The 25,785-nt window shown below is 69.9% G+C and carries 21 protein-coding genes; 6 read left to right on the top strand and 15 right to left on the bottom strand.

Going from position 1 to position 25,785, the window contains the following annotated elements:
* Positions 1 to 144: 144 nt before the first annotated feature.
* On the bottom strand, positions 145 to 819 hold the full coding sequence (locus ACFYRY_RS22645; protein ID WP_389148313.1) for a response regulator: 675 nt from the start codon (positions 817 to 819) through the stop codon (positions 145 to 147).
* On the bottom strand, positions 816 to 2,099 hold the full coding sequence (locus ACFYRY_RS22640) for a sensor histidine kinase (RefSeq protein WP_389148311.1): 1,284 nt from the start codon (positions 2,097 to 2,099) through the stop codon (positions 816 to 818). The genes ACFYRY_RS22645 and ACFYRY_RS22640 overlap by 4 nt, the downstream gene beginning before the upstream one ends.
* 85 nt (positions 2,100 to 2,184) lie before the next feature.
* On the opposite strand from ACFYRY_RS22640, the gene ACFYRY_RS22635 reads away from it, so the two are divergent.
* Positions 2,185 to 2,739, top strand: a complete 555-nt coding sequence (locus ACFYRY_RS22635; protein ID WP_389148308.1) for a GNAT family N-acetyltransferase — start codon at positions 2,185 to 2,187, stop codon at positions 2,737 to 2,739.
* Between the two features lie 24 nt (positions 2,740 to 2,763).
* Here the strand turns inward: ACFYRY_RS22635 and ACFYRY_RS22630 are convergent, their stop codons facing one another.
* The 10 genes from ACFYRY_RS22630 to ACFYRY_RS22585 all read right to left on the bottom strand — a co-directional run bounded on the left by ACFYRY_RS22630 (position 2,764) and on the right by ACFYRY_RS22585 (position 13,379).
* On the bottom strand, positions 2,764 to 4,401 hold the full coding sequence (locus ACFYRY_RS22630) for a type VI secretion protein (protein ID WP_389148305.1): 1,638 nt from the start codon (positions 4,399 to 4,401) through the stop codon (positions 2,764 to 2,766).
* 29 nt (positions 4,402 to 4,430) lie between these two features.
* On the bottom strand, positions 4,431 to 5,846 hold the full coding sequence (locus ACFYRY_RS22625) for an ATP-binding protein (RefSeq protein WP_389148302.1): 1,416 nt from the start codon (positions 5,844 to 5,846) through the stop codon (positions 4,431 to 4,433).
* Between the two features lie 10 nt (positions 5,847 to 5,856).
* Positions 5,857 to 7,416, bottom strand: a complete 1,560-nt coding sequence (locus ACFYRY_RS22620; RefSeq protein ID WP_389148300.1) for an SCO6880 family protein — start codon at positions 7,414 to 7,416, stop codon at positions 5,857 to 5,859.
* Positions 7,413 to 8,750: a hypothetical protein gene (locus tag ACFYRY_RS22615; protein WP_389148297.1), complete on the bottom strand. Its 1,338-nt coding sequence runs from the start codon at positions 8,748 to 8,750 to the stop codon at positions 7,413 to 7,415. Before ACFYRY_RS22615 ends, ACFYRY_RS22620 begins: the two co-directional genes overlap by 4 nt.
* Positions 8,740 to 9,546 (bottom strand): hypothetical protein, encoded by an 807-nt coding sequence (locus ACFYRY_RS22610; protein ID WP_389148294.1) that lies wholly within the window; start codon positions 9,544 to 9,546, stop codon positions 8,740 to 8,742. The genes ACFYRY_RS22615 and ACFYRY_RS22610 overlap by 11 nt, the downstream gene beginning before the upstream one ends.
* Before the next feature lie 201 nt (positions 9,547 to 9,747).
* A complete protein-coding gene (locus tag ACFYRY_RS22605; protein WP_356777353.1) occupies positions 9,748 to 10,056 on the bottom strand; it encodes a hypothetical protein in 309 nt (102 codons plus the stop codon).
* 421 nt (positions 10,057 to 10,477) lie between these two features.
* Positions 10,478 to 11,812 carry a peptidase S8 gene (locus tag ACFYRY_RS22600; RefSeq protein ID WP_389148291.1) on the bottom strand — a complete coding sequence of 445 codons (1,335 nt, stop codon included), beginning with the start codon at positions 11,810 to 11,812 and terminating at the stop codon, positions 10,478 to 10,480.
* Between the two features lie 260 nt (positions 11,813 to 12,072).
* Positions 12,073 to 12,342 (bottom strand): DUF397 domain-containing protein, encoded by a 270-nt coding sequence (locus ACFYRY_RS22595; RefSeq protein ID WP_389148288.1) that lies wholly within the window; start codon positions 12,340 to 12,342, stop codon positions 12,073 to 12,075.
* A complete protein-coding gene (locus ACFYRY_RS22590) occupies positions 12,335 to 12,523 on the bottom strand; it encodes a DUF397 domain-containing protein (RefSeq protein ID WP_389148285.1) in 189 nt (62 codons plus the stop codon). The genes ACFYRY_RS22595 and ACFYRY_RS22590 overlap by 8 nt, the downstream gene beginning before the upstream one ends.
* 10 nt (positions 12,524 to 12,533) lie before the next feature.
* Positions 12,534 to 13,379 carry a helix-turn-helix domain-containing protein gene (locus ACFYRY_RS22585; RefSeq protein WP_389148282.1) on the bottom strand — a complete coding sequence of 282 codons (846 nt, stop codon included), beginning with the start codon at positions 13,377 to 13,379 and terminating at the stop codon, positions 12,534 to 12,536.
* A gap of 154 nt (positions 13,380 to 13,533) precedes the next feature.
* On the opposite strand from ACFYRY_RS22585, the gene ACFYRY_RS22580 reads away from it, so the two are divergent.
* A complete protein-coding gene (locus tag ACFYRY_RS22580; protein WP_389148279.1) occupies positions 13,534 to 13,950 on the top strand; it encodes an ATP-binding protein in 417 nt (138 codons plus the stop codon).
* 11 nt (positions 13,951 to 13,961) lie between these two features.
* On the opposite strand, the gene ACFYRY_RS22575 is transcribed toward ACFYRY_RS22580, so the two are convergent.
* Both ACFYRY_RS22575 and ACFYRY_RS22570 read right to left on the bottom strand, forming a co-directional pair.
* Complete coding sequence (locus tag ACFYRY_RS22575; RefSeq protein WP_389148276.1) at positions 13,962 to 19,283, bottom strand: caspase family protein; 5,322 nt, start codon at positions 19,281 to 19,283, stop codon at positions 13,962 to 13,964.
* Complete coding sequence (locus tag ACFYRY_RS22570; protein WP_389148273.1) at positions 19,280 to 19,642, bottom strand: hypothetical protein; 363 nt, start codon at positions 19,640 to 19,642, stop codon at positions 19,280 to 19,282. Before ACFYRY_RS22570 ends, ACFYRY_RS22575 begins: the two co-directional genes overlap by 4 nt.
* 190 nt (positions 19,643 to 19,832) lie before the next feature.
* On the opposite strand from ACFYRY_RS22570, the gene ACFYRY_RS22565 reads away from it, so the two are divergent.
* The 3 genes from ACFYRY_RS22565 (at position 19,833) to ACFYRY_RS22555 (ending at position 22,584) form a co-directional block, all read left to right on the top strand.
* Positions 19,833 to 20,672: a trypsin-like peptidase domain-containing protein gene (locus tag ACFYRY_RS22565; RefSeq protein ID WP_389148419.1), complete on the top strand. Its 840-nt coding sequence runs from the start codon at positions 19,833 to 19,835 to the stop codon at positions 20,670 to 20,672.
* Complete coding sequence (locus tag ACFYRY_RS22560; protein WP_389148271.1) at positions 20,669 to 21,676, top strand: NlpC/P60 family protein; 1,008 nt, start codon at positions 20,669 to 20,671, stop codon at positions 21,674 to 21,676. The genes ACFYRY_RS22565 and ACFYRY_RS22560 overlap by 4 nt, the downstream gene beginning before the upstream one ends.
* 200 nt (positions 21,677 to 21,876) lie before the next feature.
* Positions 21,877 to 22,584 carry a phosphatase PAP2 family protein gene (locus ACFYRY_RS22555; RefSeq protein ID WP_389148268.1) on the top strand — a complete coding sequence of 236 codons (708 nt, stop codon included), beginning with the start codon at positions 21,877 to 21,879 and terminating at the stop codon, positions 22,582 to 22,584.
* 39 nt (positions 22,585 to 22,623) lie between these two features.
* Here the strand turns inward: ACFYRY_RS22555 and ACFYRY_RS22550 are convergent, their stop codons facing one another.
* A complete protein-coding gene (locus ACFYRY_RS22550; protein WP_389148265.1) occupies positions 22,624 to 24,189 on the bottom strand; it encodes an FAD-binding oxidoreductase in 1,566 nt (521 codons plus the stop codon).
* A gap of 403 nt (positions 24,190 to 24,592) precedes the next feature.
* Here ACFYRY_RS22550 and pstS point away from each other — a divergent pair, with 403 nt between their 5' ends.
* Positions 24,593 to 25,717, top strand: a complete 1,125-nt coding sequence (gene pstS, locus ACFYRY_RS22545; protein ID WP_389148262.1) for a phosphate ABC transporter substrate-binding protein PstS — start codon at positions 24,593 to 24,595, stop codon at positions 25,715 to 25,717.
* Positions 25,718 to 25,785 lie beyond the last annotated feature (68 nt).

Raw genomic sequence — 25,785 nt, 5'->3', positions numbered from 1 at the left:
CTGCAGGGGGGACCCTGTGGGAGAGTAGGACGCCGCCGAACAATTTTTGGGAAAACCCCCGTGCCTTGGGCACGGGGGTTTTCTGCGTTCCAGGGTCTTTCAGGGTTCCAGGGTCTTTCAGGACGGAATCAGGACGGAATCAGTTCAGGACGGATTCACCAGTCTTGTGTCGTAGGCCAGAATGACCGCCTGGATGCGGTCCCGGGAACCCGTCTTCGAGAGGACACGGCCCACGTGGCTCTTCACCGTCGATTCGGCCAGGTGGAGCCGAGCGGCTATCTCGGTGTTCGTCCAGCCCAGGCCGATGACGGTGAGGATCTCCCGTTCGCGGTCCGTGAGGGCAGTCAGGCGGGGGTCCGGCAGCTGCGGGGCGTCGGCGTGGGGATCCGGCAGCGGGAGGTGCTGGGCGTAGGCGTCCAAGAGGCGGCGGGTCAGGCTGGGGGCGACCACCGCGTCGCCCGTCGCCACCGAGCGGATGCCGGAGAGAAGATCCTCCGGCTGGGCGTCCTTCACCAGGAAGCCGGAAGCGCCGGCGCGCAGTCCCGCGTACGCGTACTCGTCCAGGTCGAACGTCGTGAGGATCAGGACGCGGGTGCGGTCGCCGACCGCGGTGATGCGGCGGGTGGCCTCGATGCCGTCCAGGCCGGGCATGCGGACGTCCATCAGGACGACATCGGGGTGGAACTCGGCGGCCAGACGGACCGCCTCGCTGCCGTTCGTCGCCTCGGACAGCACCGTCATGTCGTCCTGGCTCTCCAGCAGCATGCGGAAGCCGAGGCGTTGGAGGGGCTGGTCGTCGGCGATGAGGACCGTGGTCACTGCGGGGATTCCTCCGGGAGGTGAAGGTGGACACGCCAGCCCCGGTCGGGGGGTTGGCGGGGGCCGGCCTCAAGTGTGCCGTCGTACAGGGCCGTTCGCTCGCGCATGCCGGGAAGGCCGCGGCCGGTGGTGCCGTTCGGTGCGCCGCCCTGGCCGGTGTCGGTGACCGTGACGGTGACGGCGCCCTGGTCCTCGTAGGACAGCCTGATGTGGGACGTGGCCTCCGGGCCGGCGTGTTTCAGGGTGTTGGTGAGGGCTTCCTGGATGACTCGGTAGACGGTGAGCTGGCGGCCCGGGGGAAGGGTCGGGGTGCCGTGGACGGTGGTGTGGACGGGCAGGCCGGCGGAGCGTACGCCGGCTATGAGGTGGTCGAGGTCGGTCAGGGAGGGTTGCGGGGCGAGCTCAGGGGCGGCGGGGTCCTTGTTGTTGTCGTGCTCGTCGCGCAGGACGTCCAGGAGGCGGCGGAGTTCCGTCAGGGCTTGGCGGCTGGTGGTGGAGATGGCGTTCAGGGCCTCGGCGGCGCGTTCCGGGGTCTTCGTCGCGGCGTAGCGGCCGCCGTCGGCGAGGCCGGTGATGACGGAGAGGTTGTGGCCGATGATGTCGTGCATCTCGCGGGCGATGCGGGCGCGTTCGGCGGCGGCGGCGAGGCGGGCCTGCTGGTCGCGTTCGATCTCCAGGCGGCGGGCGCGGTCCTCCAGGGCCTCGGTGTAGTTGCGGCGGGTGCGGACCGTGATGCCGATCGCCGCGGCCACGATGATCGACATCAGCATGGGGACGATGCGCTGGTCAGGGCTCTCACGGGGGTGGTGCAGGGTCGTCACGGTGTCGATCGTGAGGATCAGGGCCGTCGCCCACCACAGGGTGCGCGGAGGGCGGCGCAAGGCCAGGTGGAAGACGACGAGCATCTGGAGCATGGCGACCTGGAGGGCCGCTCCGGTCCAGGCGTTGACCAGCGCGAACGGGGCCATCGTGAGGAGTGCGGCCCTGGGGTGGGCGCGGCGCTGGAGGAGGGGGAGCGAGAGGCCCAGGCTGAGAGTGAGGAGGAGCCAGCCGGGGAGGTCGGGGTTGCGGGTGACGTTGCGCCAGCCGCCGCCGAGGTAGTCGATCAGGGCCGCCGTCACCCAGAAGCCGGTCAGGTGCAGGTCCCAGAGGAGGGGGTGGCGCCGGTCGAAGGCGCGGACTCGTCGGCTGACGCGCTGGACGTACTCGGTGAGGGGTTCTGCCGCGCGGTCCTGAGCCAGCGGGCTCTGCGTCGCCTGTTCTTCCGCCACGAGATCCATAGTGAGGGGTGCGGTCGGCGTCGGCGCAGGTCCCAGGTCGTATATGCGATGAGCGGTGTAGTACCGAGGTACTAGCGTGGGACGTATGAGTAGCTACGTGATCCGGTCCGTGCGCGCTGACGAGTGGCCCGCCGCCAAGGAGTTGAGGCTTGCGGCGCTGCGGGATCCGGTCGCGCACCTCGCCTTCCTGGAGACCTACGAGGAGGCGGCTGCCAGGCCCGACGCCTTCTGGAAGGAGCGGACGGCCGGTGGCGCCGAGGGGGCGCTCGAGACGCAGCAGATCATCGCAGCTGACCCGGACGGGCACTGGGTGGGGACGCTGACGGTGCTGCTGGAGGAGCGCGGGACGACGGACTGGGCCGGGTTCCCGGTGGAGTTGCGGCAGGGCCACATCGTCGGTGTGTTCGTGCGTCCCGAGGAGCGGGGGAGCGGGCTGACCGAGGTGCTGTTCGACGCCGGCCTGGAGTGGGCGTGGGGGCGGGGAGCTGAGCGGGTGCGGCTCATCGTGCACGAGGAGAACGGGCGGGCGCAGCGGTTCTACCGCCGGGTGGGATTCGTGCCGACCGGGCGTACCGTGCCGTTGACGGCGGCGCCGGGGGAGAACGAGTTGGAGTTCGTGCTGGAGCGGGGCCGGGACTGACGCGGGTGCGTGTGGTGGCGGGGGTTATGCCGGGAGTTCGGCGTTCGGCCAGCGGGTCCTGGCCTGTTCGCGGGAGCGGAGCAGGGCCAGGGTGGGCAGGCCCCGGTGCGCTCCGGTGGCCAGCAGGTCCGGGAGTTGGGGAAGCGGGGCCACCGCGGCGACGTCGTCCAGGACCAGGGTGAGTGGTGGGTCGAGGCGACCGGAGGATGACCGTTCGGCCATGTGCCGGCCGCGCTCGACCACGCTTGAGGTGAGGGCCGTGAGGAGTGGCATCGCACCCGGGTTCGTCCGGGGGTCCTCGATGGATTCACCCACCACGTACAGCGTGCCCCCTTCGTCCACGAAGGAATCCAGGGCGAGGGCATCACTTCGGTTGGGAGTGCAGGCCTCGCGGATGTTGACCGTGGTGAGGGCGGAGAGAGCTCGGGCGGCCAACTCCTGGGCGATGTCGCGGCGTTCGGGGTGGGCGGTGAGAGCGGCCTCGAGTTCCCCCGCGGAGCCGGAGGCCGCCTTGGGGTTGGTACGGAGGGTTCGTACGGCGTCCTGGATCTGGAGGCCCTGGGACCAGCGGTGGACGTGGCGGATCGTGCGGCCGTCGATCGCGGCGGCGTGCAGGTAGCTGCGCAGGAGCGTCTCGGCCACGTCGGTGACGGCCTGGTCGATTTTCGCGGTGGGGCGGATGGGGGCGAGGAGCGCGGTGGCCGTGGCTGCCGCGGTCTGCTTGTTCTCGCAGCCGGCCGTGGGGGACCAGTGGAGGCGGGCCGGGGTGTCGCAGAGGTGGGCGGGGTCGTAGACGTGGACCGGGCCGAGTTTGGCGCGGGCGTCCTTGGTGTCCTGCCACAGGGCCGGGTTCGAGGTCAGGACGAGGGCGGGGCCCTCGGCGTCGCGTACGGCCTGGGTCGCGGTGGTGTGGCGGGCCGCCGGGGGGCCGTAGTGGACCGTGGCTTCGGTGCGGGGGGTTTCCCACGCGCCCGGGTGGTTGCTGGTGGCCAGCGGGGCGAGGGGCTGAGCGGCGAGAGGCTGAGCCGCGAAGGGTTGGGGTGCGAGCGGCTGGGCGGGCGCGGGCGTCGCGGTGAGGGGGGCCGTGGGGTGGGCGCTGGAGGGCTGCGCGGGTCGTGGCTGGTGGGCGTGTTCCTGCGCCATCGGTGCGGCCGGTGTGGGGAAATGTTCCAGCGGTGGCTGGTGGGGGGTGGCGGTGCCGGGATGGAGCGGCTCGGGCATCGGCCGCTGGGCCGGGACGTCGTAGGCGGTGGTGTCCGGTGTCGGTGCCGGGTGCGGTTCCCCTGTCCGCTTCCTCACCCGGACCGCTTTCCAGCGGGCCAGGGTGCCCAGGACGAACACCGTCAGGACGACCAGGATCATCAGCTGGCCGATGAACAGGCCCCAGAAGAGGCCGTAGCCGGAGACGTCGGCGGGGTCGGCGGTGGGCCAGGCGCCGGGGATGTCGTGGGGGCGGGCGATCAGGTGACGCATCGCCAGGGGGGTGCGGGTGAAGGTGACGCCGGTGGGCCAGGCGCCGTGCGCGAACAGGCCGGCCAGGCCGGTGGCCGTCCAGACCAGGACGGTCATGCCGAGGATGAAGGCGAGGATGCCGACCAGCATGCCGTCGGGCATGCCTCCCTGGCCGTCCGGTCGGCGGTAGCGCTCGTCACCCGGTCTCATGGTTGCCCGCTCCCCGCTCGTGCTTCGCCCTACGCCACCGTCGACTCGGAGTCACCGAGGTGCTGTTCCACGAACGCCGCCGCGCGTTCCTCCGCCTCCAGCTCGGCCGCGCGCAGGGCGTCGTCCACCAGCCGGTGGTCGGCGGACGACTCGGTCATGGCGCGGTCGGTGAAGACGAGTGGGCGTTCCGTCTCGGTGACCAGGTGTTTGACGACCTGGACATTGCCGTTGACGTCCCACACGGCGATGCCAGGTGTGAGGGACGGGATGATCTCCACGGCCCAGCGGGGCAGGCCCAGCACCCGGCCCGTCGCCCTCGCCTCGTCGGCTTTCTGGGCGTAGATGGTCCGGGTGGACGCCATCTTCAGGATCGCGGCGGCTTCCTTCGCCGCCGCTCCGTCCACGACGTCCGACAGGTGGTGGACGACCGCGACGAACGACAGGCCGAGGCGGCGGCCGAACTTCAGCAGCCGCTGGAAGAGCTGCGCCACGAAGGGGCTGTTGATGATGTGCCAGGCCTCCTCGACCAGGAAGATGCGCTTCTTCCGGTCGGGGCGGATCCAGGTGTGCTCCAGCCACACGCCGACGATCGCCATCAGGATCGGCATGGCGATGGAGTTGCGGTCGATGTGGGACAGGTCGAAGACGATCAGGGGCGCGTCGAGGTCGATGCCGACGGTCGTGGGGCCGTCGAACATGCCGCGCAGGTCACCGTCGACCAGACGGTCGAGGACCAGCGCGACGTCCAGGCCCCATGCCCGGACGTCCTCTATGTCGACGTTCATCGCCTCGGCCGACTCCGGCTCGGGGTGCCGTAGCTGCTCGACGATGTCGGTGAGGACGGGCTGGCGTTCGACGATCGTCTCGTTGACGAAGGCGTGCGCGACCTTCAGCGCGAAGCCCGACCGCTCGTCCAGGCCGTGCCCCATCGCGACCTCGATGATGGTGCGCAGCAGCGCCAGCTGTCCCGTGGTCGTGATCGCGGGGTCCAGCGGGTTGAGGCGGATTCCGTGGTCCAGGGCCGCCATCGGGTCGAGCCGGATGGGAGTTATCCCCAGCTCCTCCGCGACCAGGTTCCATTCGCCGACGCCGTCCTCGCCCTGTGCGTCCAGGACGACGACCTGGCGGTCGCGGAAGCGCAGTTGGCGCAGGACGTACGTCTTCTCCAGGGCCGACTTGCCGTTGCCGGACTCGCCGAGGACCAGCCAGTGCGGTGCCGGGAGCTGCTGGCCGTACAGCTGGAAGGGGTCGTAGATGTACCCCTTCCCGGAGTAGACCTCGCGGCCGATGATGACGCCGGAGTCGCCGAGGCCGGGGGCGGCGGTCGGGAGGTAGACGGCCTGGGCCTGGCCGGTGGAGGTGCGGACCGGCAGGCGGGTCGTCTCGACCTTCCCGAAGAGGAAGGACGTGAAGGCGTCGGTGAGGATGGACATCGGATCCCGCATGCGGCGGCCCCTACCTTCGAATGCCGGTGGCGAACGGAAGTGTGTTCACGAAGGCGCGATGGTGCTCGCGGTCGCACCACTCCAGTTTCAGGTACGACTTTCCGGCCGAGGCCCTGATGGTCCGCTTGTCGCGGGCCAGGGCCTCGGGGGTACGGGAGGAGACCGTGATGTAGCCGACCAGGTTGACGCCGGCTGCGCCGCTGGCGAGGTCCTCTCCGCGCTGGTCGAGGCGGTTGTGGGAGGCGACGTCGCGGGGGTCGACGGTCCGGTTCATCTTGGCGGCGCGGGACGCCTCGGCCTCGTCGTTGGTCTTCTCGGTGAGCATGCGTTCGATGGCGACCTCGGTGGGTTCGAGGTCCATGGTGACGGCGACCGTGCGGATGACGTCGGGGGTGTGGACCAGCAGGGGCGCCAGGAAGTTGACGCCCACCGGGGTCATCGGCCATTCCTTCACCCAGGCCGTGGCGTGGCACCAGGGGGCGCGGGTGGAGGACTCGCGGGTCTTCGCCTGGAGGTAGGTCGGCTGGGTGGCGTCCAGTTCGGCCGGCCAGGAGTTGCGTTTCGTCATCGCCTGGATGTGGTCGATGGGGTGGTCCGGGTCGTACATGGAGTGGATGAGGGAGGCGAGCCGTCCCTGGCCGAGGGGCTGGCGGACGCGGATGTCCGCCTCCTGGAGACGGGAGCAGATGTCCGTCAGCTCGCGGGCCATGACGACGGCGAGGCCGGCGTCCCGGTCGAGCTTGCGGCCGTTGTGGGGCCGTGCCGCCCGTGCCATGGTGTGCGCCTCGGCGGCCAGTTCCCGGGTGAAGTGCATGCAGGCGACGAGGTACGCGCGGTGCTGCTCGCTGCTGGTCGACACCATCGACTGCAGCTGGTCGTACGACTGCTGGAGCCACGGCGGTGCCTTCTCGTCCCCGCGTACGGCGACGTCCTTGGCGTGGGCGTCAGGGTCGGCGGGGAGGGTGCGGGCGAGCATCTGGAGGCGGGTGACGAAGCCGTCGCCGTTGGCCACGTGCTTGAGGAGGGTGCCGAAGCGGTCGACGAGGGCTTCCTGGTCCTCGCTGTCGCGCAGGCCGACGCCGGGGCCCTCGATCTCGATCGCCGCCGTCACGGTACGGCGGTCCGCGTGCAGCAGTACGGCGATCTCGTCGGGGCCGAACGGGGCGGCCAGCCAGGTGATGCGGCCGATGCCGGGCGGCGGGCCGATCTCCACCTCGCGGCCGTCGAGAGCGGTGCCGGCCTCGACGACGCCGGAGCGGTAGGTGGCGCTCTGCTTGAGGCTGCGCTTGTAGCTGCGGTTGATCTCGAACCACTTGTAGAAGGTGCGGCGCTTGTACGGCACGTAGACCGCGGCCAGCGCGAGCATGGGGAAGCCCGTCAGCAGCACGATGCGCAGTGACAGCACCGGGACGAGGAGCCCGCACATCATTCCGAGGAACGCGCCGCCGATGATGAGCGCGATCTCGCCGGATTCACGATTCCTGCCGACGATCGCGTTCGGCCGGGCGCGGCCGATCAGATATGTACGGCGGGGCGTGACCGGATGGGACACGTGGGACTCGGTCGTCAACGCCCTTCACCTCCCGTGCTGTTGGTGCTGCTGTTGCGGTTGTTGCTGGCGTGCGGGGTGTTCACCGGGCTGCCCGCGCGGGGTGCGGGGGCGGCGGAGGGGACAGATCCGCCGCCTCCGTTCGCGTTGCGCGAGCTGTGCGCGGCGACACCGCCGGACGCCGGGTTGCTCGGGCGCGCGCCGCCCGAGCCGCTCTGGCCGCCGCCGCTGTCGGCGCGGGTGCTGTGGGTCTTGATGCCCTGGGCGACGAAGGTCGCCGGGGAGGTCATGACGGCCGCGGCCTTGCCTTCCGCGCCCCGCATGATGCGGTTGTTGCGGGAGTTGGCGATCTCGTCGCCGAAGCCGGGGACGAAGCGGTAGATCATGCCGCTGGCGAAGATCGCGAGCAGGATGATGGCGAGGCCGGAGACGATCGCGGCGACCGAGTCGGGGCCGCCGTCGGAGGCCAGCGCCCCGGCGAGGCCGAGGACGATCACGATCACCGGCTTGACCAGGATGACCGCGATCATCACGCCCGCCCAGCGGCGGACGTGGCCCCAGAGGTTCTTGTCGACGAGGCCGGCGTAGACGACGACGCCGAGGAGGGCGCCGACGTACAGCAGGACGGCCCTCAGGTACAGCTCCAGGTAGAGGACCCCGGCGGCGACGATGGACACCAGCGACACCAGCATCAGCATGATCGGGCCGCCGCCGATGTCGTCGCCCTTGTCGAGGGCCTGCGAGAACGTGCCGAAGAACGCGTCCGTCTGGTTGCCCGTCGTCTTCGCCAGGACCTCGCTGACGCCGTCCGTCGCGGAGACGACGGTGTAGAGGATCAGTGGCGTGAAGGCGGACGCGAGCACGGTGAGCCAGAGGAAGCCGATCGCTTCGCTGATGGCGGTGGTGAGGGGCACGCCGCGTACGGCCCGCTTGGCGACGGCCAGCAGCCACAGCAGCAGCGTGAGGATCGCGGAGGCGGCGAAGACCACGGCGTACTGCTGGAGGAACTTCGGGTTGGTGAAGTCGACGTTCGCGGTCTCCTTCACGGCCTTGCTGAGCTGGTCGACGGTCCAGGAGGCGGCGTCGGCGCAGCCCTTTGCCAGGGAGGAGAGGGGGTCGAGGGTGTCGGTGAGGGGGTTGTTGCCGGTGGATCGGCGGGCGCCGCCGGAGCCGCTGTCGCCTTCGCAGTACTGCTTGGCGGGGCCGATCAGAAGGTCGCAGGGCTCGTTGCTGGCTGTCGGCGTCGGCGTCGGCGTCGGCGCCGCGAAAGCACGGGTGGCCAGCAGAACAGCACCTGTTTGTACGGCGGCTACCAGGCCGGTGAGCTGGAGCGCGCGGTGACGGCTACCGGGCATACGTGAACCCTCCGTACTCCTCGATGGCCTTGCTGATCTCGTCAGAACTGGCGGCCTTGTCGTCGCCCGGTACGGGAGCGGGCCCGTCTGTCTGCGTGTCCGAGGCGACCTTCCAGTCGCCGTCGACCCACTGCAGGTCGAATGTCCACGTCTTCCAGGTCGAGGTGACTGGATCGGTCGACGCCGTGCCGGACATGCCGATGAGGCCCATGTACCAGACCGCGACCTTCGCGCTGTTGTCACTGAACTGGGAGACCGTGGTGCCCACAGGGATGGTGCGGGACACAAAGGTGCTGCCCTCCGGCGCCTTGCCGTTCGCGTCGAGGCCCAACTTGCTGAGGAAGTCAGCCGAGTACGCCTGGTCCATGGCGTCTTGGAGCTTTGTTGCCGCGGTGGGGGTGTAGAGCGAGGTCACGATGGAGTGCCGGGTGCCCTTGTTGAACATGCCGGTCGAGCCAAGGGTCACCGCGTAGTTCGCTGCCGCGCTCTCCGCCCCCTGCTCATTCTGGGCGAAGCCCGACTTGACCGGCTTCGTTCCGCTTGCCGCCGTGCTGGAGGCGTCCGGCTGGGATCCTGAGGACGATGTCTTGTCGGGATCGTCGCCCCCGCGGTTCGCGAAGGCGATCGCGGCGATGAGGAGGACGACGACTCCGACGACCGTGACCAGGCTTCTTGAGGACGAGCGGCCGCGGCGGGCGCCGCCGTAGACGTCGGCGCCCCGGTCGGGCAGGCGGGTGCGGGTGTGGCCGGTGCCGCCGTAGCCGCCGGAGGTCCCCTGGTCGTCCTCGAGACTCATGCCGCGTACGCCCCCTCGACGTCGTGCGGAAACGCGTAGGAATACGCGTACGAGTACGACGGTAGCCGTGCTGGTTCCCGCGCGGGCGCGGTGTGGTGACTCGACATCAGGGAAACGCAACCTCAGCCGGTGGGCACGACGGACGGGTGGGGGTGGAGGGGGGACCGGGCGGGCGTGCCGCGCAGGGGCGGTGGTCGCCCGCTACACGGCCATGCCGTACACGATGGTGAACAGCGTGCCCAGTGAGCCGATGATGAATACGCCCGTCAGGCCCGCGATGATGAGGCCCTTGCCCTGTTCCGCGCTGAAGGTGTCCCGGAGGGCCGTCGCGCCGATGCGCTGTTTGGCGGCACCCCAGATGGCGATGCCGAGGCAGAGGAGGATGGCCACCGCCATCACGACCTCGATCATCACCTTCGCCTCGTTGCCCAGGCTGCCGAAGGGCCCCCAGTCCGGAGCGATCCCGCCGATGATGGTGTTGATGTCTCCCTTGTCGGCCGCAAAGAACATGTAAGTCACCGCCCCTGGTGGGTAGTTCCGCTCCCCCTGCCTTGGCGCAGAGGTCAGGCCTCATTGTCGCCGACAACGGCGCCGTCGCATGTCGACTTGGCGTCATTGATTGGCGGGTTTCGTACGAATACCTTGCCACTGTTCCGCGTCGGCCCCCAGGGAATCCCTCGAACAGACGTTGGAACGGTAATTAGGGAGTCGTATCGTCACTCTGTGTATCACGGTAGGTTACGCCGGGCAATGAGGACTGGGCGGAACCTGTGGTGTGGTTCCGTCGTTGTCCCCTCTTACGGCATGGTTCGGTGATCGCGCCGGTGTTCTGCGGGTGACCTCGGTGAGTCCCAGGTGAAGGCTAACGCGGGCATGGCGAACGGGCCGCGGCTGGGTGCCGCGGCCCGTTCGCCCATCTGGTGACAGGGGGTCAGCCGGTGAAGGCGCTCACCCCTGCCGGGGTGCCCAGGCCGGTGGGGCCGTCGTAGCCGGCCTTGGCGGTGCAGAAGTAGCTGGTGGTGCAGGTGCCGTTGTTGCCGGAGGTCACGTCGTTGAGGGCGGAGGTGTGCGCGTACGGGAACTGGGCCGGGTAGGAGCCGCTGGACGGGGTGCCGGCGAGGGCGTAGACGCTCGCGATGATGGGCGAGGAGGCGCTGGTGCCGCCGAAGGTGTACCAGCCGGCGGTGACACCGTAGGAGTCGTAGACGGAGACGCCGGTCGCGGGGTCGGCGACGGCCGAGACGTCCGAAATCATGCGCTTGGTGCAGCCGGTGTCGGTCTGCCAGCTCGGCTTGGCGTCGTACGCCGAGCAGCCGGAGCCGGTGCCCTCGGTGCTGCTGGTCTTCCAGACGGACTCGGTCCAGCCGCGGGTGGTGGAGGAGGTGGCGAGCTTGGTGCCGCCGACCGAGGTCACGTACTTGGAGGCGGCCGGGTATTCGGCGCCGTAGCCCTCGTCGCCCGCGCTGACGGTGATGGCGACGCCGGGGTGGTTGAAGTACGAGGAGTCGTACGAGGTGTCCGAGGAGGACTCCGAGCCGCCGTAGCTGTTGGAGACGTACTTGGCGCCGAGGGTGACCGCCTCGTTCACCGCCTTGCCGAGGTTGGCCATGGAGGCTGAGGAGGCCTCGACCAGCAGGATGTTGCAGTTCGGGCAGGTCGCGCTGGCCATGTCCAGGTCGAGGGAGATCTCCTGGCCCCACCCGCTGTCGGCGCTCGGCAGGGAGGTCGTCGAGCCGGTCTGGCCGACCTTCTTGAAGCAGCCGTTGGCGGTGGTGCAGGAGGGGAGGCCGTAGTACGAGCGGTACTTCGCGAGGTCGGCGGCGGCGTTCGGGTCGTCGTACGCGTCGACGATGGCGATGGTCCTGCCGGAGCCGCTGCTCGCTGCCGCGGCGGTCAGGCCGTAGGCGTCCTGGAGGTCGGACGGGCCGTAGCCGGAGGGGGTGGCGGCGTCGGCGGCCTTGGGGGTGACGCCGTCGAGTGCGGCCTGGTGCTTCTGGAAGGCGGTGACGCCGCCGGTGACGCGGACGGAGTTGCAGGCCAGCTCGCCCTTCTTCTTGGGCGTGGCGCAGGGGGTCGCCGCCCAAGTGACCGTGGAGGGAGCGGCCTTCGCGGCGGTGGAACCGCCAGTGGCTTCGGGGGCGGCGCTCGCCGGGGCGACCGCGGTGCCGAGTCCGGCGAACACGAGCGCGGCGGTGGCCGCGACGGTGGATCCGATTCGGGTCCATCTGGTGCGTATGGGGCGGGGTCTGGGGGGTGACGTACGCAACGGACTGCCTCCTGAGAGTGGTTGAACAGGGGCGGTGCGGGTGTTGCCACCGGTACGTGGTCCCCGGCAGCGGGCGGCGGCCCGCTGCCGACTGTGGCTTGTTGAGTACGCGACAACAAGACGCGTTGCGGAATCCTGACTTCCGCCTTACTCAAGGCGGTTGGGGGATTGCTGATCAGTGGCCGCGTGATGGGCGGCGGATGGCGGCGGCTTGACCCGGTCCACAGGGGACGCACAGGCTCGCGCCGACGCGCACGGTTCTATGCGTGCGGCGGGTCTTCCGGGTTCTCGACGAAGCCCTCCACGAAGTGGTCGAACTCGCCCGCCTGGACGCCGAGTACGAAGGCGTCCCACTTGCGGCGGTTCGTCGTGACGACGGTGTCCGGGTCGCTGGTCTCGCGGAGGTAGACGGGGGCGTCCCCGTCGTCCCCTTGGCTTTCGCCGAAGGCGATCTCGATCCAGGGGCCGGGTCCGGTGGCGTCGGGCGGGGCGGCGCGGGTCCAGGTGAGGTCGTCGGGCACGTCAGACACGGGGCGTTTCTTTCTTCAGGGCGGTGAGGAGGGCGTCGAAGGCGGCCGGGGTGGCCGTGAGTATCGCTGCGGTCGGGTCGCCGCTCTCGGTGAGGCGGATCGTTTCGGTGGTGACGGCGACGTGGACGCAGGAGTTGCCTTCCGGGCAGTAGGACGACCTCTGCCAGGTGAGCTTGGGCATCGGGGCTCCTTCACAGGCCCTTGAGGATGGTGTGGATGAACTGCTGGGACCGCTCGGGCGAGAGCGCCGCCGCCTCCATGCGCTCCAGGAGGACGCGGTACTTGTCCAGTTGGGCCTCGGCGTCCAGGAAGACGGGCCCGTGCGACTGGTCGAGGTTGACGGTGTCGAGCTGCGGCACGGGCCCCTCGGCGTAGTAGATCGACTGTCCTGAGCCCGGGAAGATGCTGGAGTCGAACGGCAGGACGTGGAGGGAGATGTTGTCCCGCTCGTTCATGTCCAGGAGGTACTTGAGCTGGTCACGGGTGACCGTCGCACCGGCGAACCGCATGCGCAGAGCGGCCTCGTGGATGATGACTTGCTGCGCTGTCGGCGGATCACGGAAGAGTACGGCCTGTCGCTTCACTCGGAACGACACCCGGTGTTCCACGGCAGGTGGCGGGAGTTGGGGAACGGCCTGGCGAAAGAGCTCGCGGGCGTACTCCGTGGTCTGGAAGAGGCCGGGGATGTGCACAGTCACCGCGGTGCGCAGTCGTACCGCGTGGTGTTCGAGTTCGGCGAGGTCGAGCAGTACGGCGGGCAGCAGCTCGCGGTACTCCTCCCACCAGCCCCGCCTCCGATCGGGAGTCATGGCGGCGAGCGCCTCGATCAGGGCCCGGTCCGAGCAGTCGTAGCTGCAGGCGATGGTGCGCAGACGGTCGGGGCTCACGCCGTGGCGGCCGGCCTCGATGTTGCTGACCTGGTTCTGCTTGATGCCCAGCAGCTGTGCCGCCTGTGTCGAGGTCAGGCCCGCACGTTCACGCAGCTTGCGCAGCTCGGCGCCCAGCCGGAGTTGGCGGCCGGTGGGGGTGCTTCTCATGGCCAACGTTCGAGTCCTCCACGTCACCCGCACGCGTGAATACTGAAGAGCTTCGCGAATCTGGGTCTAACAACTTACAACTTGCCGCTACCTTACGACTGGGCCTCTCACCCAGACCCCCACCCCCAACTCCCCTCAGTGACCGGAGACTTCCATGGCCACCGTAACCCCGCCCTGGGCGTACACCCTTCACCTCCCGCACGATCCACACGCGCCGGGGATCGCCCGCGCGACCCTCCGTACGGTCCTCGACGCCCACGGGCTCTCCGCCCTCGCCCCGACCGCCGAGCTGCTCGCCTCCGAACTGCTCACCAACGCCCACCTCCACACCACCGGCCCCTACGCCCTGCGTCTGCGCACGATGGAACCGGGTCGCCTCCGAGTCGCCGTATGGGACACGGACCCGAAGGTGCCGCCCGGATTCGAGACCGCCGGCGCCGTGGCCCCGTGGGACGCCGAAGGTGGACGCGGGCTGCACCTGGTGCGGGCCTGTGCGGACGCGGTGGGGGCGTCCGTGCTGGGGGACCTGGGCGCGTCGAAGGGCGGGAAGCTGCTGTGGGCCGAGTGTTGAGGGGCCCCGTTCTAGTTGGAAGCGGCAGTCGCCGTCGGCTCCGCCGCACCCGCGTCGGAGGGGCTGCCGGCCTCTCCCGAGATCCGCGTCGTGGGGATCGCCGGTCCTTCGCCCGGCGCCTCGCCCTGCGGGAGGCAGACCTCGAGCCGCCGCAGCTGTGCCTCGTCGAGCTCCAGCGAAAGGAGCGGGCCGAGGATCGCTTCCGCGCCCGGGGTGGCGAACGCCGTGGCGGTGCCGCCCGTATGGTGCTCCAGCCACTCCAGTGACCAGTCCACGACCCGACGCGTCTCGGCCGCCGAGAGATTCTCCAGCGCGAGCAGAGCTCCCAGGAGGAAGCGGCACCGCCAGTGCGGCATGTGGCGCTCCAGCCATGCGAGCGACCAGGAGATCTCCTTCGTGCGCTGGGCCAGCTTGACGTCCGTACGCGTCAGGCGGGGCGCCAGCACAAAACTGGCGTCGAACGCGGTGGGGTCCGCCGACACCCGGGTGGACACCAGCGATTCGACCGCCGCGGCCTGTTCGGCCGGCAGGTCCGAACGCTCGGCGAGGACGCTCAGCATGCGCCAGGTGCTCGCCGTCGTCTGCTGGGACATCCACCGCAGTCCGCAGTCGGCCAGCCTCCCGGCCTGCGCCTGGCTCAGATTCGCCGAGCCGAACAGCGACCGCAGCGTGCGGTGCAACTGTGGTGAGTGGCTGTGGCTCTCCAGCCATGCGATGCCCGTGTCCAGTACTTCGTCGAGGTCGGCCGCCCCGATCCGGTCGTGTTCGGCGAGCCCGGTCACGATGTGCCGCGCCGCACGGCTGGCCCCGTGGTCCCTCAACCAGCCCATCGCCTCCGGAAGAACCCACTCAAGCTCGTCCTCCGTCAGATCGTCCCGGGCCAGCAAGGGCTCGAGGACGAAGCCCGCCTCCTTCATCGCGCGATGACGGGTGAGCCAGATGCGGGTGAAGGCGACCGTGTCCCGCACCCGCTCCTCCACGAGGGTGGTGCATCCCAGCAGTCTCTCCATGAGGAGGTACGCGGCGGGTGCGGTTCCCCAGTACCGCAGCCAGCCGATGGCCAGCAGGGCACTCGCGTCGCGCTGCGCCTCGTCCAGACCGGTGTGCGAGAGCAGCAACTGCAGCACATGCCGGGCACGAGCCTGCTCCCCGTGCCGCACGAGCCAGCGCAGGCTGTACGTCACCGTGTCGACGAGGTGCCCGCCCGTCATCCCGGTGGACCGGAGCAGCGTCTGGATCAGGTGCGTGGCGGTGACCTCCGACCAGTGCTCCGCCAGCCAGGCCAGGGCCGAGGTGACGGCTCTGCCGGTGAGTTCCCCGGCCGGCTCGGAACGCCGCAGCATGGGATGCTCCAGCACAGCGGTCAGTACCGCCAGCGCCTCCACCTCCGTGGTGTTCCCCTCAAGCCACTCCACCCCGGAGACGAGCTCCCGCAGCTTCTCCTCGTCCGTACGCGCCATGGGGCCACGGAGCAGCCTCCGAAGTCGCTGAGCCTCCATCCGGGTGTCCGGGTTCCGCCCCTCCCAGATCTCGGAGAACGCGGTGGCCCGCGCACGCTGCTCGGGCGAGAGTTCGGCCCGCCCGAGCAGTTCCGGCAGGAGGCAATGGGTCCCGGTTCTCGGGCAGTTCCGCTCCAGCCACACCAGGCCCTCGTGCACGCCGGCGGCGGCCTCCTCCGCCGTGAGGTCGTCCCGCGCGAGCAGAGCACCGAGCAGATAGCCCGCGCTTGTCTCCTCGCGGTACCGCTCAAGCCATCGGGCGGTGCGGCCGGCGGCGGACCGCACCTGGCCGGGCGGGAGGTCGGCACGCAGGAGAAGTGGCCGCAGGACGCGGTCCGCCGTGTCGGTGAGACCGTGCACGCGCAGCCAGGACATCGCCGAGGTGATGGCCTGGTCCGCACCCTCCTCGGTGAGGTCGGGCCGGGCCAGCAGGGCAGGCAGGACATAGCTGGCGGCCGCGTCCTCCTTGTGCAGCGACAGCCATTCGTTGGCGAAGGTGGCGGCGCGGCGGGACTCGAAGGCGGGAACGTCCTCCCGCTTGAGCAGGTGTTGCAGTACGTATCCCGCGGCTTTTTCGTGTCGGTGGAGCTCCAGCCAGGACGTCGCCTGCCCTATGGCCAGCCGGGCCTGCTCGTCGGTGAGGTCGCCCCGGGTCAGCATCTTGGCCAGGATGAAGCTGGCGGCCGCCTCGGTCGCGTGGATGTCCAGCCACCGGTCCCCGAACCGGATCACCAGCTCCAGTTCCTCGGCGGTGAGGTCGTCGCGCTCCAGCAGCCCACCGATCAGGAAGTCGCCGTCCCGCTCCGTCGCGTGGGCCTCCAGCCAGCGACCCGCGGACCCGACGACGAGCTTGAGTTCCGAGGGAGTGAGATCGTCGCGCTCGAGCAGCCGGCCGATCAGGAAGTCGGCGTCCCTCTCCATGGCGTGGGACTTCAACCACCCGACCGCGTGGGTGACCGCCTGCCGCATCTGCCGCGTGGCCGCTCCCCGCATGCCCAGCAACGGGTGCAGGACCCGCCTGGCACGCAGTGAGTCCCAGTGGTGCCCCAGCCACTCGAGCGCCAGCTTGGCGGCGTAACGGAGCTCCTCGTGCGGAAGGTCGGAGTAGTTCAGCAGCGCGAGCAGAACCTTCGACGAGCTCTCGAGGGTGATGTGACGCCCCACCCAGGTGTAGGCCGCCGCGATCGCGCGGCGCTTCTCGGCGTCGGTCAGGTCGTCCCGGCCCAGCAGGGGCTGAAGGACCGCTCCGGCCTGCCGCGCGGCCATCGAGCGTTCGCACCACTCCAGGGCCGCCGGTACGGCCTTCCTTGCCTGCTGGACGGTGAGGTCCTCGCGAGCCACCAGGGCGCTCAGGACGAAGTGGGCCCCCTGGGAGTGGCTGTGGAGGTTCACCCAGCCGAGTGCGTTCTCCAGGGACGGGCTCAGTTCGGCCGGGAGTTCCGTTCTGCTGAGCAGCGGGCCCAGGACATAACTGGCGTCCTGCCGCCAGCCGTACATGTCGAGCCAGTGCAGTGCCGCCGGGACGAGCAGGGCCGCGTTCTCGGCGGGCAGGCGGGACAGGCTGCTGTGGAGCAGATGACGGGCGTCGGCCTCGCCGCCGTACTCCTCGAGCCAGGGGCCGGCGATCTCCTGCCAGTTCCGTACGGCCGCCTGCGACCAGGGTGGCCCGTAGACGAGCGCTCCGAGGGCGTAGCTGCCCGCGTCGGCGTCGCTCCGCATGAGGTCGCCGATGGCCGAGGAGTTGTCCGCGAACCAGCCTTCGAGCAGCTCCGACAGGGAGTCCCCGGGCTGGGACGCCAGGTCGTTCATCAACCGGGCGAGGTTCGTCGCGTAGCGCCCGAGGGTCCGGGGGCTGGTGAGAGAACCGCCCAGCAGGGACAGGGCCTTGCGCCGGTCCGGGCTCCGGGAACCGGACGGGAGGAGCACGGACTCGATGAGCTGGTCGCAGACGATGTCGTGGGCGGTGGCCAGCATGCCGGCCTGGCCTTTGCGCTGCAGCCAGCCCATGTCGAGCAGGGTCTCCACCACCTCCTCCGCCTCCGGTGTCTCCTTGGAGGCCTGGGGCAGCGCGGCCTTGGCGGACGCGACCACCTCCGCGTAGTCCTGCGGACAGGCGGCCGCGGCGGCCGCGGCGGCCACCAGCAGCTCGGAGGCCGAGGCCCGGTGGAAGGCGGTCGCCCGGTGACGGGGTTGCTGGTCCTGGACGACGGCGAGGTCGTCCTCCTCCAGCCGGTTCCTGAGCCAGGTGGACAGTTCGCCGCTCGCCCTCAGACCGGAGAGGTCCCGCAGGCTGCCGGCTTTGACCCGGCGCTCCACTTCACGGGCGACCAGCAGCGCGATGATGGGCCGGTGGCCGCAGATCTCCCACATCCGGTCCATGCCGAACCGTGTGATGGCCGTGTGCGCCAGCCTTTTCAGCGCCTGCTCCGCCACCAGCCGCTGGAATTCCTCGTCCTGCCGCAGGGGGAACTCGTCGAGGAGGTCGTGAAGGTGGATCTCTTTCGCCTTGAGCAGCCACCCGGGACGCGCCGTGGCGAGGAAGGCGACTTTGATTCCCTTGCGGCGCGCCTCCGGCAGAAGGTGGTGCCGCAGGGTGGTCAGGTCGAGCCGGGGGTCCTCGTCGTCCTTGCGGAAGCTGAAGTAGTCGTTGAGGTAGTCCATCACCACCAGGGCCGGGGTGTCCTCGGCGAGGACCTGTTTGATGATCTCGGCGGTCACCGGCTCCTTCCTGCTGGGACGCAGGTGCAGCACGCGCCAGCCCGCGTCCAGCGCCAGCCGTCCCACCTCGAGGACCGTACGGGTCTTGCCGGTGCCGGCCGCGCCGGTCAGCAGCACGCCCCGATCGTCGGACTCGCGAAGGCGGCGGAACAGCTGGGACCGCTCGGTCCTGTCGTCCTGCCCCGGGGACACGTAGGGGAGGCATTCCGGGGTGAGGTTCTGCTCGAACTCGCCGAGTCCCGCGACGAACTTCTCCTGAGGGACCACCGAGCAGAGCGGATCGGGATCGGGTGCCGGCGGCTGGTCGGTGGCACCGGCCGGGGCGGTGGCGGCGGGCTTCTCGCCGGTGTAGGCCCGGTTGCGGGCGAGCGGGATCCGGTATCCCTCGCCGCGGCAGGCGATGCGGGGTTCCGGTACCGGTTTCCCGCCCTCCACCCGGCCCGCCAGCTTGCTCCTGAGCACCCTCAGGACATCACCGGTCAGGAGGTGGCTCTGCTCCTCGCCTCTGCGCCCCGTGCCGTCCAGAGGCCCCTCGATGCCCTGCTTGAGTACGTCCACCAGCGCGAGGGTGAACACGCTGCCGGTCGGGAGGCAGATCGACTCCTCGGTCTCCGCGGCCGAGGTGAGGACGCAGGCCCCCTCGATGGCGAAGGCCTCGTCCTGCTCGGCCGGGCTCTGGCCGCCCATCCGTACGGCGAGCCCGCTGTGGCAGGAGTCGATGATGACGACCTTGTGCCGTGCCTCGGATTCCTCGACGAACTCCTTGAGCTTTCGGTACTCGACCGAGTAGAAGGTCCGCTGGTGACTGCTCTGCTTCGTGGCGAGGAGGAGTTCCTGCCCGTCCCGGGAGTAGTGACCGTGGCCTGCGTAGTAGACCAGAAGCAGGTCGGAGGCCTCTTCCGCGGCGGTGCACACGGCACCGAGGAAGTCGTTCTGCGAGCTGTACGCAGGGAGGACGTCGCAGTCCTCCCTGCGCAGCGCTTCCATCCCGGGGTCGGTCAGCTGGTCGAGCAGCGCGGGAATGTTCTTGGCGACTCCGTCGAGTCTGGGGAACGCCTCGTAGTCATGGACGCCTAACAGGACCGCCCGGGACCGCGGGGCCGGCCGGTCGGTCATGACTGGGTGGCACCGTCATCCGCGTCCCCGGCCTCCAAGCGGCGCAGCAGATCCGCCAACTGCTCCGGATCGAGGTGGCTGATGTCGACGGCCGTGCCCCAGAAGGTCAGGGTGCGCGCGCCCCGGCTCCCACCGCGACCCCGGGCGAGCCGCCAGCCGGCGTAGCCCACGGCGAAGTTCGCGATGTCGATGGTGGATCCCAGAATGACTTCCAGCGCGTCCAGCGTGCCCATGGTGGGCCCTGGCGTGGAGACGGGGGTGACGGTCAGACGCCGCGCCTTCGGGTCACGAGCCAGCCAGCCCTGAAGCTCCGTCAGAGCCTGCTTCTCGCCATCACTTTCGATGCGAACACGCATCATGGACCCCCCTTGTCCGTGTGTGAACAGGCGTCGATGGTAAGGGACCTACCCGAAAGAACTCGACCGAATGCGCCAGGTATGACCGTCTGTGACGTCTCACCCGTGCGCATCCCTCGCAGGCGAGCACGCCGTGGAGCCGAAGCCGACTTGGCCCGTTTCTCACCTTCGTACGGAACCGTGAGTTCCGATGATGAACCGCAACCCCCTCCATGTCCTCGCTCTCACCGTCCTGCTCGCCGTCACCTCGGCCTCGGAGGCGACCGCCGATGACGGGGCGGGGCCTGTCGGTGTGACCGCCGTGGCCGCTCCGACGGCGCGGAGTGCGCGGGTGGGGGCGTTGTTCGCCGGCGGGGAGCACTTCTGTACGGCGTCCGTGGTGCACAGTCCGGGACGGGATCTGATCGTGACCGCCGCCCACTGTCTCGACGGGAACGCGGAGGACGCCGTGTTCGTGCCCGGGTACCGGGACGGGCGGTCGCCGTACGGGGTGTGGAAGGTCGAGCGGCGGTTTCTGCCCGACGGGTGGGCCGAGGGGCAGGACGAGGAGGGCGAGGGCAGTGAGGACAGCGATGTCGCCTTCGCCGTCGTCGGGGAGGGGGGCGGGAAGCGGGTCGAGGACGTGGTCGGCGGCTATCGCTTCGTCACCCGTACCGCCACCGGGGCCACCGACGTCACCGTGACCGGGTATCCCGGCTCCCGCGAGGTGCCGATCAGCTGCACCAACCGGCCCACCCGCCACAGCCGTACGCAACAGCGCATCGAGTGCCCCGACTTCAGCGGGGGCACCAGCGGCAGTCCCTGGGTCAACGGGTACGGGGAGGTCGTGGGCGTCCTGGGCGGGCACGAGGAGGGCGGGGCCACGGCGGACGTGTCGTACAGCGTGGTTCTCGGGGCCCAGGCGGCGCGGTTGTACCGGGACGCGGCGGGAGATCCGCCGACCGCGGCCGGATCGCGCCTGGTTGCGCGGGTATCCCGGTGGGAAGCTCCTAGACTGACGCGGGCGGACTCCCAGGGGCCGAGGGGCGGTTGACGGTGCGTAAGGCGTGGGTCGTGGCGGGTGCCGTCGGCGGGGCGGGGCTCGGCCTCGTGATGCTGCTCGTCGTCGGCGTGTACGTGGTCGCCGGGAACCTGGCCAACGAGGTGGGCGGTGGCACCAAGACGCTGGCAAAGGGTGCCGTGCCCGCCGCCTACCGCGAGCTCGTGCAGAAGTGGGGCAACATGTGCCCCGCCATCAATCCGGCGCTGCTCGCCGCCCAGCTCTACCAGGAGAGCGGGTTCAACCCGAAGGCCCAGAGCGCGGCGGCGGCCCAGGGGATAGCGCAGTTCATTCCCGGGACGTGGGCGACGCACGGGGTCGACGGCGACGGGGACGGTGACAAGGACGTGTGGGATCCGAACGACGCGATCCCGTCCGCCGCGGCCTACGACTGCTCACTCGCCTCGTACGTGAAGAACGTTCGCGGGAATCTGACCGAAAACATGCTGGCCTCGTACAACGCCGGGGCCTACGCGGTCATCAAGTACGGGGGTGTGCCGCCGTACTCCGAGACCCGGAACTACGTGAAGACGATCACGACCCTGGAGGAGAGCTTCGCGGCTCCGGTGAGCCGGGTCGATCCGTCCGAGCAGGCGGCCGGCGCCATCTCCTACGCCCAGAAGAAGCTCGGCACGCCCTACCTGTGGGGTGGCGACGGAACCGCCGAGGACAACGGGCAGTTCGACTGTTCCGGGCTGACCAAGGCCGCGTACGAGAGCGTCAGGATCACGCTTCCGCGGGTCGCCAACGATCAGTACAACGCCGGTCCGCACCCGTCGCGGGACGAGCTGCTCCCCGGCGACCTGGTGTTCTTCTCGGACGACCTCGGCAACTCCCGGGCCATCCGCCATGTGGGGATTTATGTGGGTGGCGGATACATGATCGACGCGCCGAGAACAGGCGCTGTGATCCGGTTCGACCGCATTGACACCCCCGATTACTTCGGGGCCACGAGGGTCACCGAAGATGGCGCGAAAGCGCTCCCCACGACGGTCTGAACCGAGCGTGAACCCACCCCCTGAGCTGCGGCGATGTGTCTCTCTTCGATAACGTCTGAGTGATCATTCGGTGGAGTGTGGAACGTATTTACGGGAGTCGTGCGTTCCTGGTGACATAGCGAATCTGCAAACCAGCGGGGGTGGGCAGAAACGGCGTACGCAAGGGTGCGCCGAGAGAGACGACGAAGGGGCCGCGCACCATGGCTGGACTCGCAGAATCCGGGTCGAACCCTGACGTCGATCTGCTGTACGACATCAACGGCCTCGCCAAGGACGCCCCCGCCTGGTTCGACAAGGGCATGGAGTACGTCGGCGAGTACGGTCTGCTGCTCGCCATGGTGCTGCTCGTGCTGTGGTGCTGGTGGTCGGTGCGCCGACGGGGAGCCGAGGACGCGGCGTCGTCCGTCGCCTCGCTCGTCTGGGCGCCGCTGGCAGCCGGTGTCGCGGTCCTGGTGAACGTGCCGATACGGGGCTTCGTCGAGCGTCCCCGGCCGTTCCGCACCCACGAGGGGCTCGACGTCCTGGTCTCCGGCAAGACCGACTACTCGTTCGTCAGCGACCACGCGACCATCACCATGGCCATGGCGGTCGCCCTGTTCGTCGCCAACCGCAAGTTCGGACTCATCGGCCTCGGGCTCGCGTTGCTCGAAGGGTTCTGCCGGATCTACATGGGCGTGCACTACCCGACCGACGTCGTGGGCGGGTTCGCGCTCGGCACCGCCGTCGCGCTGCTGCTGTCCCCGGTGGCCACGGCCCTGCTGACGCCGGTCATCAAAGCGATCGAGCGGTCGCCGCGGGCCAGTTGGCTGATCCGGGCCCGGGGGCGCTCGTACGACGGGCGGGACGCGGTGCTCCCGGGTGCGCACAAGGAGCCGACGGGCACCGAGGAGCGGGACCTGGCCGCGTAGGGCCGCGCAGGACCTCTCCGGTCAGCGGCCCGCCCGGGGTCACAGCGCCTGGGGAAAGGTGAAGAAGCGGTTCGGGTCGTACTGCTTCTTGATCGCGGTCAGGCGGGTCGCCGCGGCGCCGTAGTACGCCGTGCGCCAGTCTTTCAGGGTCGGGTCCGTGTAGTTCTGGTAGGCCGCGCCGGAGGCGTACGGCTTCATCGCATCGTGGGCCGAGGTCAGCCAGGACTGGGCGGCCGCGCCGCTGGTGCCGGCCCGCCAGGAGGCGATGTACTGGGCCAGCATCCGCGAGCGGCGGTGGACGAACGCCGTCGCCGTCGGCGAGACCCGGTTGACCGCCCCGCCGAGCGCCGTGAACGCGATGCTGCCGGAGCCGCCGCGCACCGAGTTCATCTGCCTGAGCGCCGTCTGGATGCCGGCCGCGGAGAGTGAGCGGTCGAAGAAGTCGGAGCGGGCCGCGTAGGTCTCCCGGCCGAGCGCGCCCTGCGGTGAGCGGCCCGGCGTGGAGCCCGGCAGATGGCACTGCGCGTCGTTCGAGAAGCCCGAGCAGTGCGCGTAGATCTCCATCGCCTCCTTGTAGCCGCGGCGGCGCAGCGACACGCTGCTCGCCGGGGCGCCGACCTTGTCCGCGAGGCGGTCCACCGCGTTCTGGAGTTCGCCGTAGGTGCCGAGGGAGAAGGCGGCGACGGAGACGGTGGCGTGACCGCCGGGCGCGGCCGCCAGGTTCAGGGCGGACCAGATCTCGTCCGGCTGGGACGGGCCCCACTCCTGCCACGCCTTCATCACGGCGGCCGCCTTCGACCACGGCCAGGACAGGTACGCCGTCACCGCCTGCGGCGCCGGGTGGGTCTTGAACTGGAGTTCCGTCACGACGCCGAAGTTGCCGTTGCCCGCGCCCCGCAGGGCCCAGAAGAGGTCCTTGTGGTCGGTGGCGTTCGCGGTGAGCCGCTTGCCGTCGGCCGTGACCAGGGTGGCCTGGGTGAGGCTGTCGCAGGTCAGGCCGTACGCCCGGGAGACCACTCCGTGGCCGCCGCCGAGGGTGAGGCCGGAGACGCCGACGGTGGGGCAGGAGCCCGCGGGGATCGTGACGCCCTTCGCGGCGAGGGCACGGTAGACGTCGATCAGCTTGGCGCCCGCGCCGACGACCGCCGAGCCGCCGCTCGCCCGGACCCGGCTCAGCTTGGAGACGTCGATGATCAGGCGGCCGTTGCCCGAGGACCAGCCCGCGTAGGAGTGGCCGCCGTTGCGGATCGCCACGTGCAGGCTGTGGGCGCGGGCGTAGGACAGTGCCGTACGGATGTCGTCCTCGCCGGCGACGTAGGCGACCGCGGCGGGCTTCAGCGAGTCGAAGCGGGTGTTGTACAGCTGGCGGGCGGCCGGCCAGGCGGCGTCGCCGGGGCGGACCAGGGGGCCGTCGAGGTCGCGGGCGAGGGCGGACCAGTTGGCGGCGGCGGCCGCGCTGGTCGTCCGCAACGAGGTGCGGGTGGACGAGGTCGACGAGGTCGACGAGGTCGACGTACTCGCGGCGGAGCCGCCGCCCGTCTTGCAGCCCGTCACCAGTGCCGCGAAGGCGGTGGCGGTGCCCCCTATGAACGTGCGCCGTTCCATGTCCGTGCCTTCCGTCGACTACGTGGAACGAGACGGCCTCGTGAGCTCACGGGTTCCACCCGACCAGCGACACGGTTCCACATCGCGCCGGTTCGGCTACCTGTCGGTACCGTGAGAATTGGTGCCTCGCGGTACGAGTACGCAGGTCGTCCGCGCGGTTGCCGCGTCGAGGTGCCCGTGCCGGGACCTCGGTGTGCTCTTCCCGTAAGCGTTCCGTGACCTAACCGCACCGTCCTCAGGGGTTCACCCGCCGTTCACTTCCAGCCGTAGGCGCCTTCACCTGATCTGTCTAATTTCGGCCTTACGCGGTGCGGCCAGGTACTCCGAGTACGTGTTCGCATCACTCAGACTTCGCGCACGCCGCCGGATTCAGGACGGCGGCTCCTGGAAGGAATCCCCTCAAGTGAAGCTTCAGCGCATGAACCGGCGGGCCCTCACCCTCGGTGCTCTCGCCGTCTCCGGCGCCCTGGCCCTCACGGCGTGCGGCTCCGACGACACCAGCTCCGGCGGGAACAGCAGCGGCCCCTCGACGGCCGCGGCCGGCAACATCAAGTGTGACGACGCCAAGGGCCAGCTGCTCGCCGACGGCTCGTCCGCGCAGAAGAACGCGATCGACGCCTGGGTCAAGCAGTTCACCCAGGCCTGTGGCGTGCAGATCAACTACAAGGGCAGCGGCTCCGGCGCCGGTATCACCGCGTTCAACCAGGGTCAGGTCGCCTTCGCCGGCTCCGACTCCGCGCTGAAGCCCGAAGAGGTCACCGCCTCCAAGAGCGTCTGCAAGGGCGGCCAGGGCATCGACCTGCCGATGGTCGGCGGCCCGATCGCGGTCGGCGTCAACGTCCCGGGTGTGGACAAGCTCGTCCTGGACGCGCCGACCCTCGCGAAGATCTTCAACAACAAGATCACGAACTGGAATGACGCGGCGATCAAGAAGCTGAACCCCAGCGCGAAGCTTCCCGACCTCAAGATCCAGGCGTTCCACCGCTCCGAGGACTCCGGCACCACGGACAACTTCACCAAGTACCTGATCGCCTCCGCCAAGAGCGACTGGCCCTACGAGGGCGGCAAGGCCTGGCAGGCGTCGGGCGGCCAGTCCGCGTCCGGCTCCTCCGGCGTCGCCCAGCAGGTGAAGCAGACCTCCGGCGCGATCGGCTACATGGAGCTGTCGTACGCCAAGGACGGCATCACCCCGGCCAGCATCGACACGGGCGCCTCCGCCCCGGTCGACGCCACCGTGGAGAACGCCACCAAGGCCATCGCCGACGCCAAGGTCGTCGGCACCGGCAAGGACCTCTCGCTGCAGCTGAACTACGCGACCAAGGCCGACGGCGCCTACCCGATCACCCTGGTCACCTACGAGATCGCCTGCGACAAGGGCAACAAGGCGGACACCCTGCCCGCCACCAAGGCGTTCCTGCGCTACATCGCCTCCGAGGACGGCCAGAAGGTCCTCTCGGACAACGACTACGCGCCCATCCCCGACGACATCATCGCCAAGGTCCGCACCACGATCGATGGCCTGAGCTGACTGAGTGTGCGGTCCGGTCCGGGGCCTTGAGAAACCCCGGACCGGACCGCACCGTCCGGTGCACCGCC

Source organism: Streptomyces sp. NPDC005263 (assembly GCF_042872365.1).
Classification (GTDB): Bacteria; Actinomycetota; Actinomycetes; order Streptomycetales; family Streptomycetaceae; genus Streptomyces.
This window is presented reverse-complemented; position numbering and strand designations above follow the sequence as displayed.

Bases quoted from the DNA above. Each gene is read 5' to 3' on its own strand.
- ACFYRY_RS22580 (WP_389148279.1), top strand. From the start codon at position 13,534: ATGGCCACCGTAACCCCGCCCTGGGCGTACACCCTTCACCTCCCGCAC.
- ACFYRY_RS22590 (WP_389148285.1), bottom strand. From the start codon at position 12,523: ATGCCCAAGCTCACCTGGCAGAGGTCGTCCTACTGCCCGGAAGGCAAC.
- ACFYRY_RS22585 (WP_389148282.1), bottom strand. From the start codon at position 13,379: ATGAGAAGCACCCCCACCGGCCGCCAACTCCGGCTGGGCGCCGAGCTG.
- ACFYRY_RS22570 (WP_389148273.1), bottom strand. From the start codon at position 19,642: ATGATGCGTGTTCGCATCGAAAGTGATGGCGAGAAGCAGGCTCTGACG.
- ACFYRY_RS22640 (WP_389148311.1), bottom strand. From the start codon at position 2,099: ATGGATCTCGTGGCGGAAGAACAGGCGACGCAGAGCCCGCTGGCTCAG.
- ACFYRY_RS22615 (WP_389148297.1), bottom strand. From the start codon at position 8,750: ATGCCCGGTAGCCGTCACCGCGCGCTCCAGCTCACCGGCCTGGTAGCC.
- ACFYRY_RS22610 (WP_389148294.1), bottom strand. From the start codon at position 9,546: ATGAGTCTCGAGGACGACCAGGGGACCTCCGGCGGCTACGGCGGCACC.
- ACFYRY_RS22605 (WP_356777353.1), bottom strand. From the start codon at position 10,056: ATGTTCTTTGCGGCCGACAAGGGAGACATCAACACCATCATCGGCGGG.
- ACFYRY_RS22625 (WP_389148302.1), bottom strand. From the start codon at position 5,846: ATGCGGGATCCGATGTCCATCCTCACCGACGCCTTCACGTCCTTCCTC.
- ACFYRY_RS22635 (WP_389148308.1), top strand. From the start codon at position 2,185: ATGAGTAGCTACGTGATCCGGTCCGTGCGCGCTGACGAGTGGCCCGCC.
- ACFYRY_RS22550 (WP_389148265.1), bottom strand. From the start codon at position 24,189: ATGGAACGGCGCACGTTCATAGGGGGCACCGCCACCGCCTTCGCGGCA.
- ACFYRY_RS22555 (WP_389148268.1), top strand. From the start codon at position 21,877: ATGGCTGGACTCGCAGAATCCGGGTCGAACCCTGACGTCGATCTGCTG.
- ACFYRY_RS22630 (WP_389148305.1), bottom strand. From the start codon at position 4,401: ATGAGACCGGGTGACGAGCGCTACCGCCGACCGGACGGCCAGGGAGGC.
- ACFYRY_RS22575 (WP_389148276.1), bottom strand. From the start codon at position 19,283: ATGACCGACCGGCCGGCCCCGCGGTCCCGGGCGGTCCTGTTAGGCGTC.
- ACFYRY_RS22565 (WP_389148419.1), top strand. From the start codon at position 19,833: ATGAACCGCAACCCCCTCCATGTCCTCGCTCTCACCGTCCTGCTCGCC.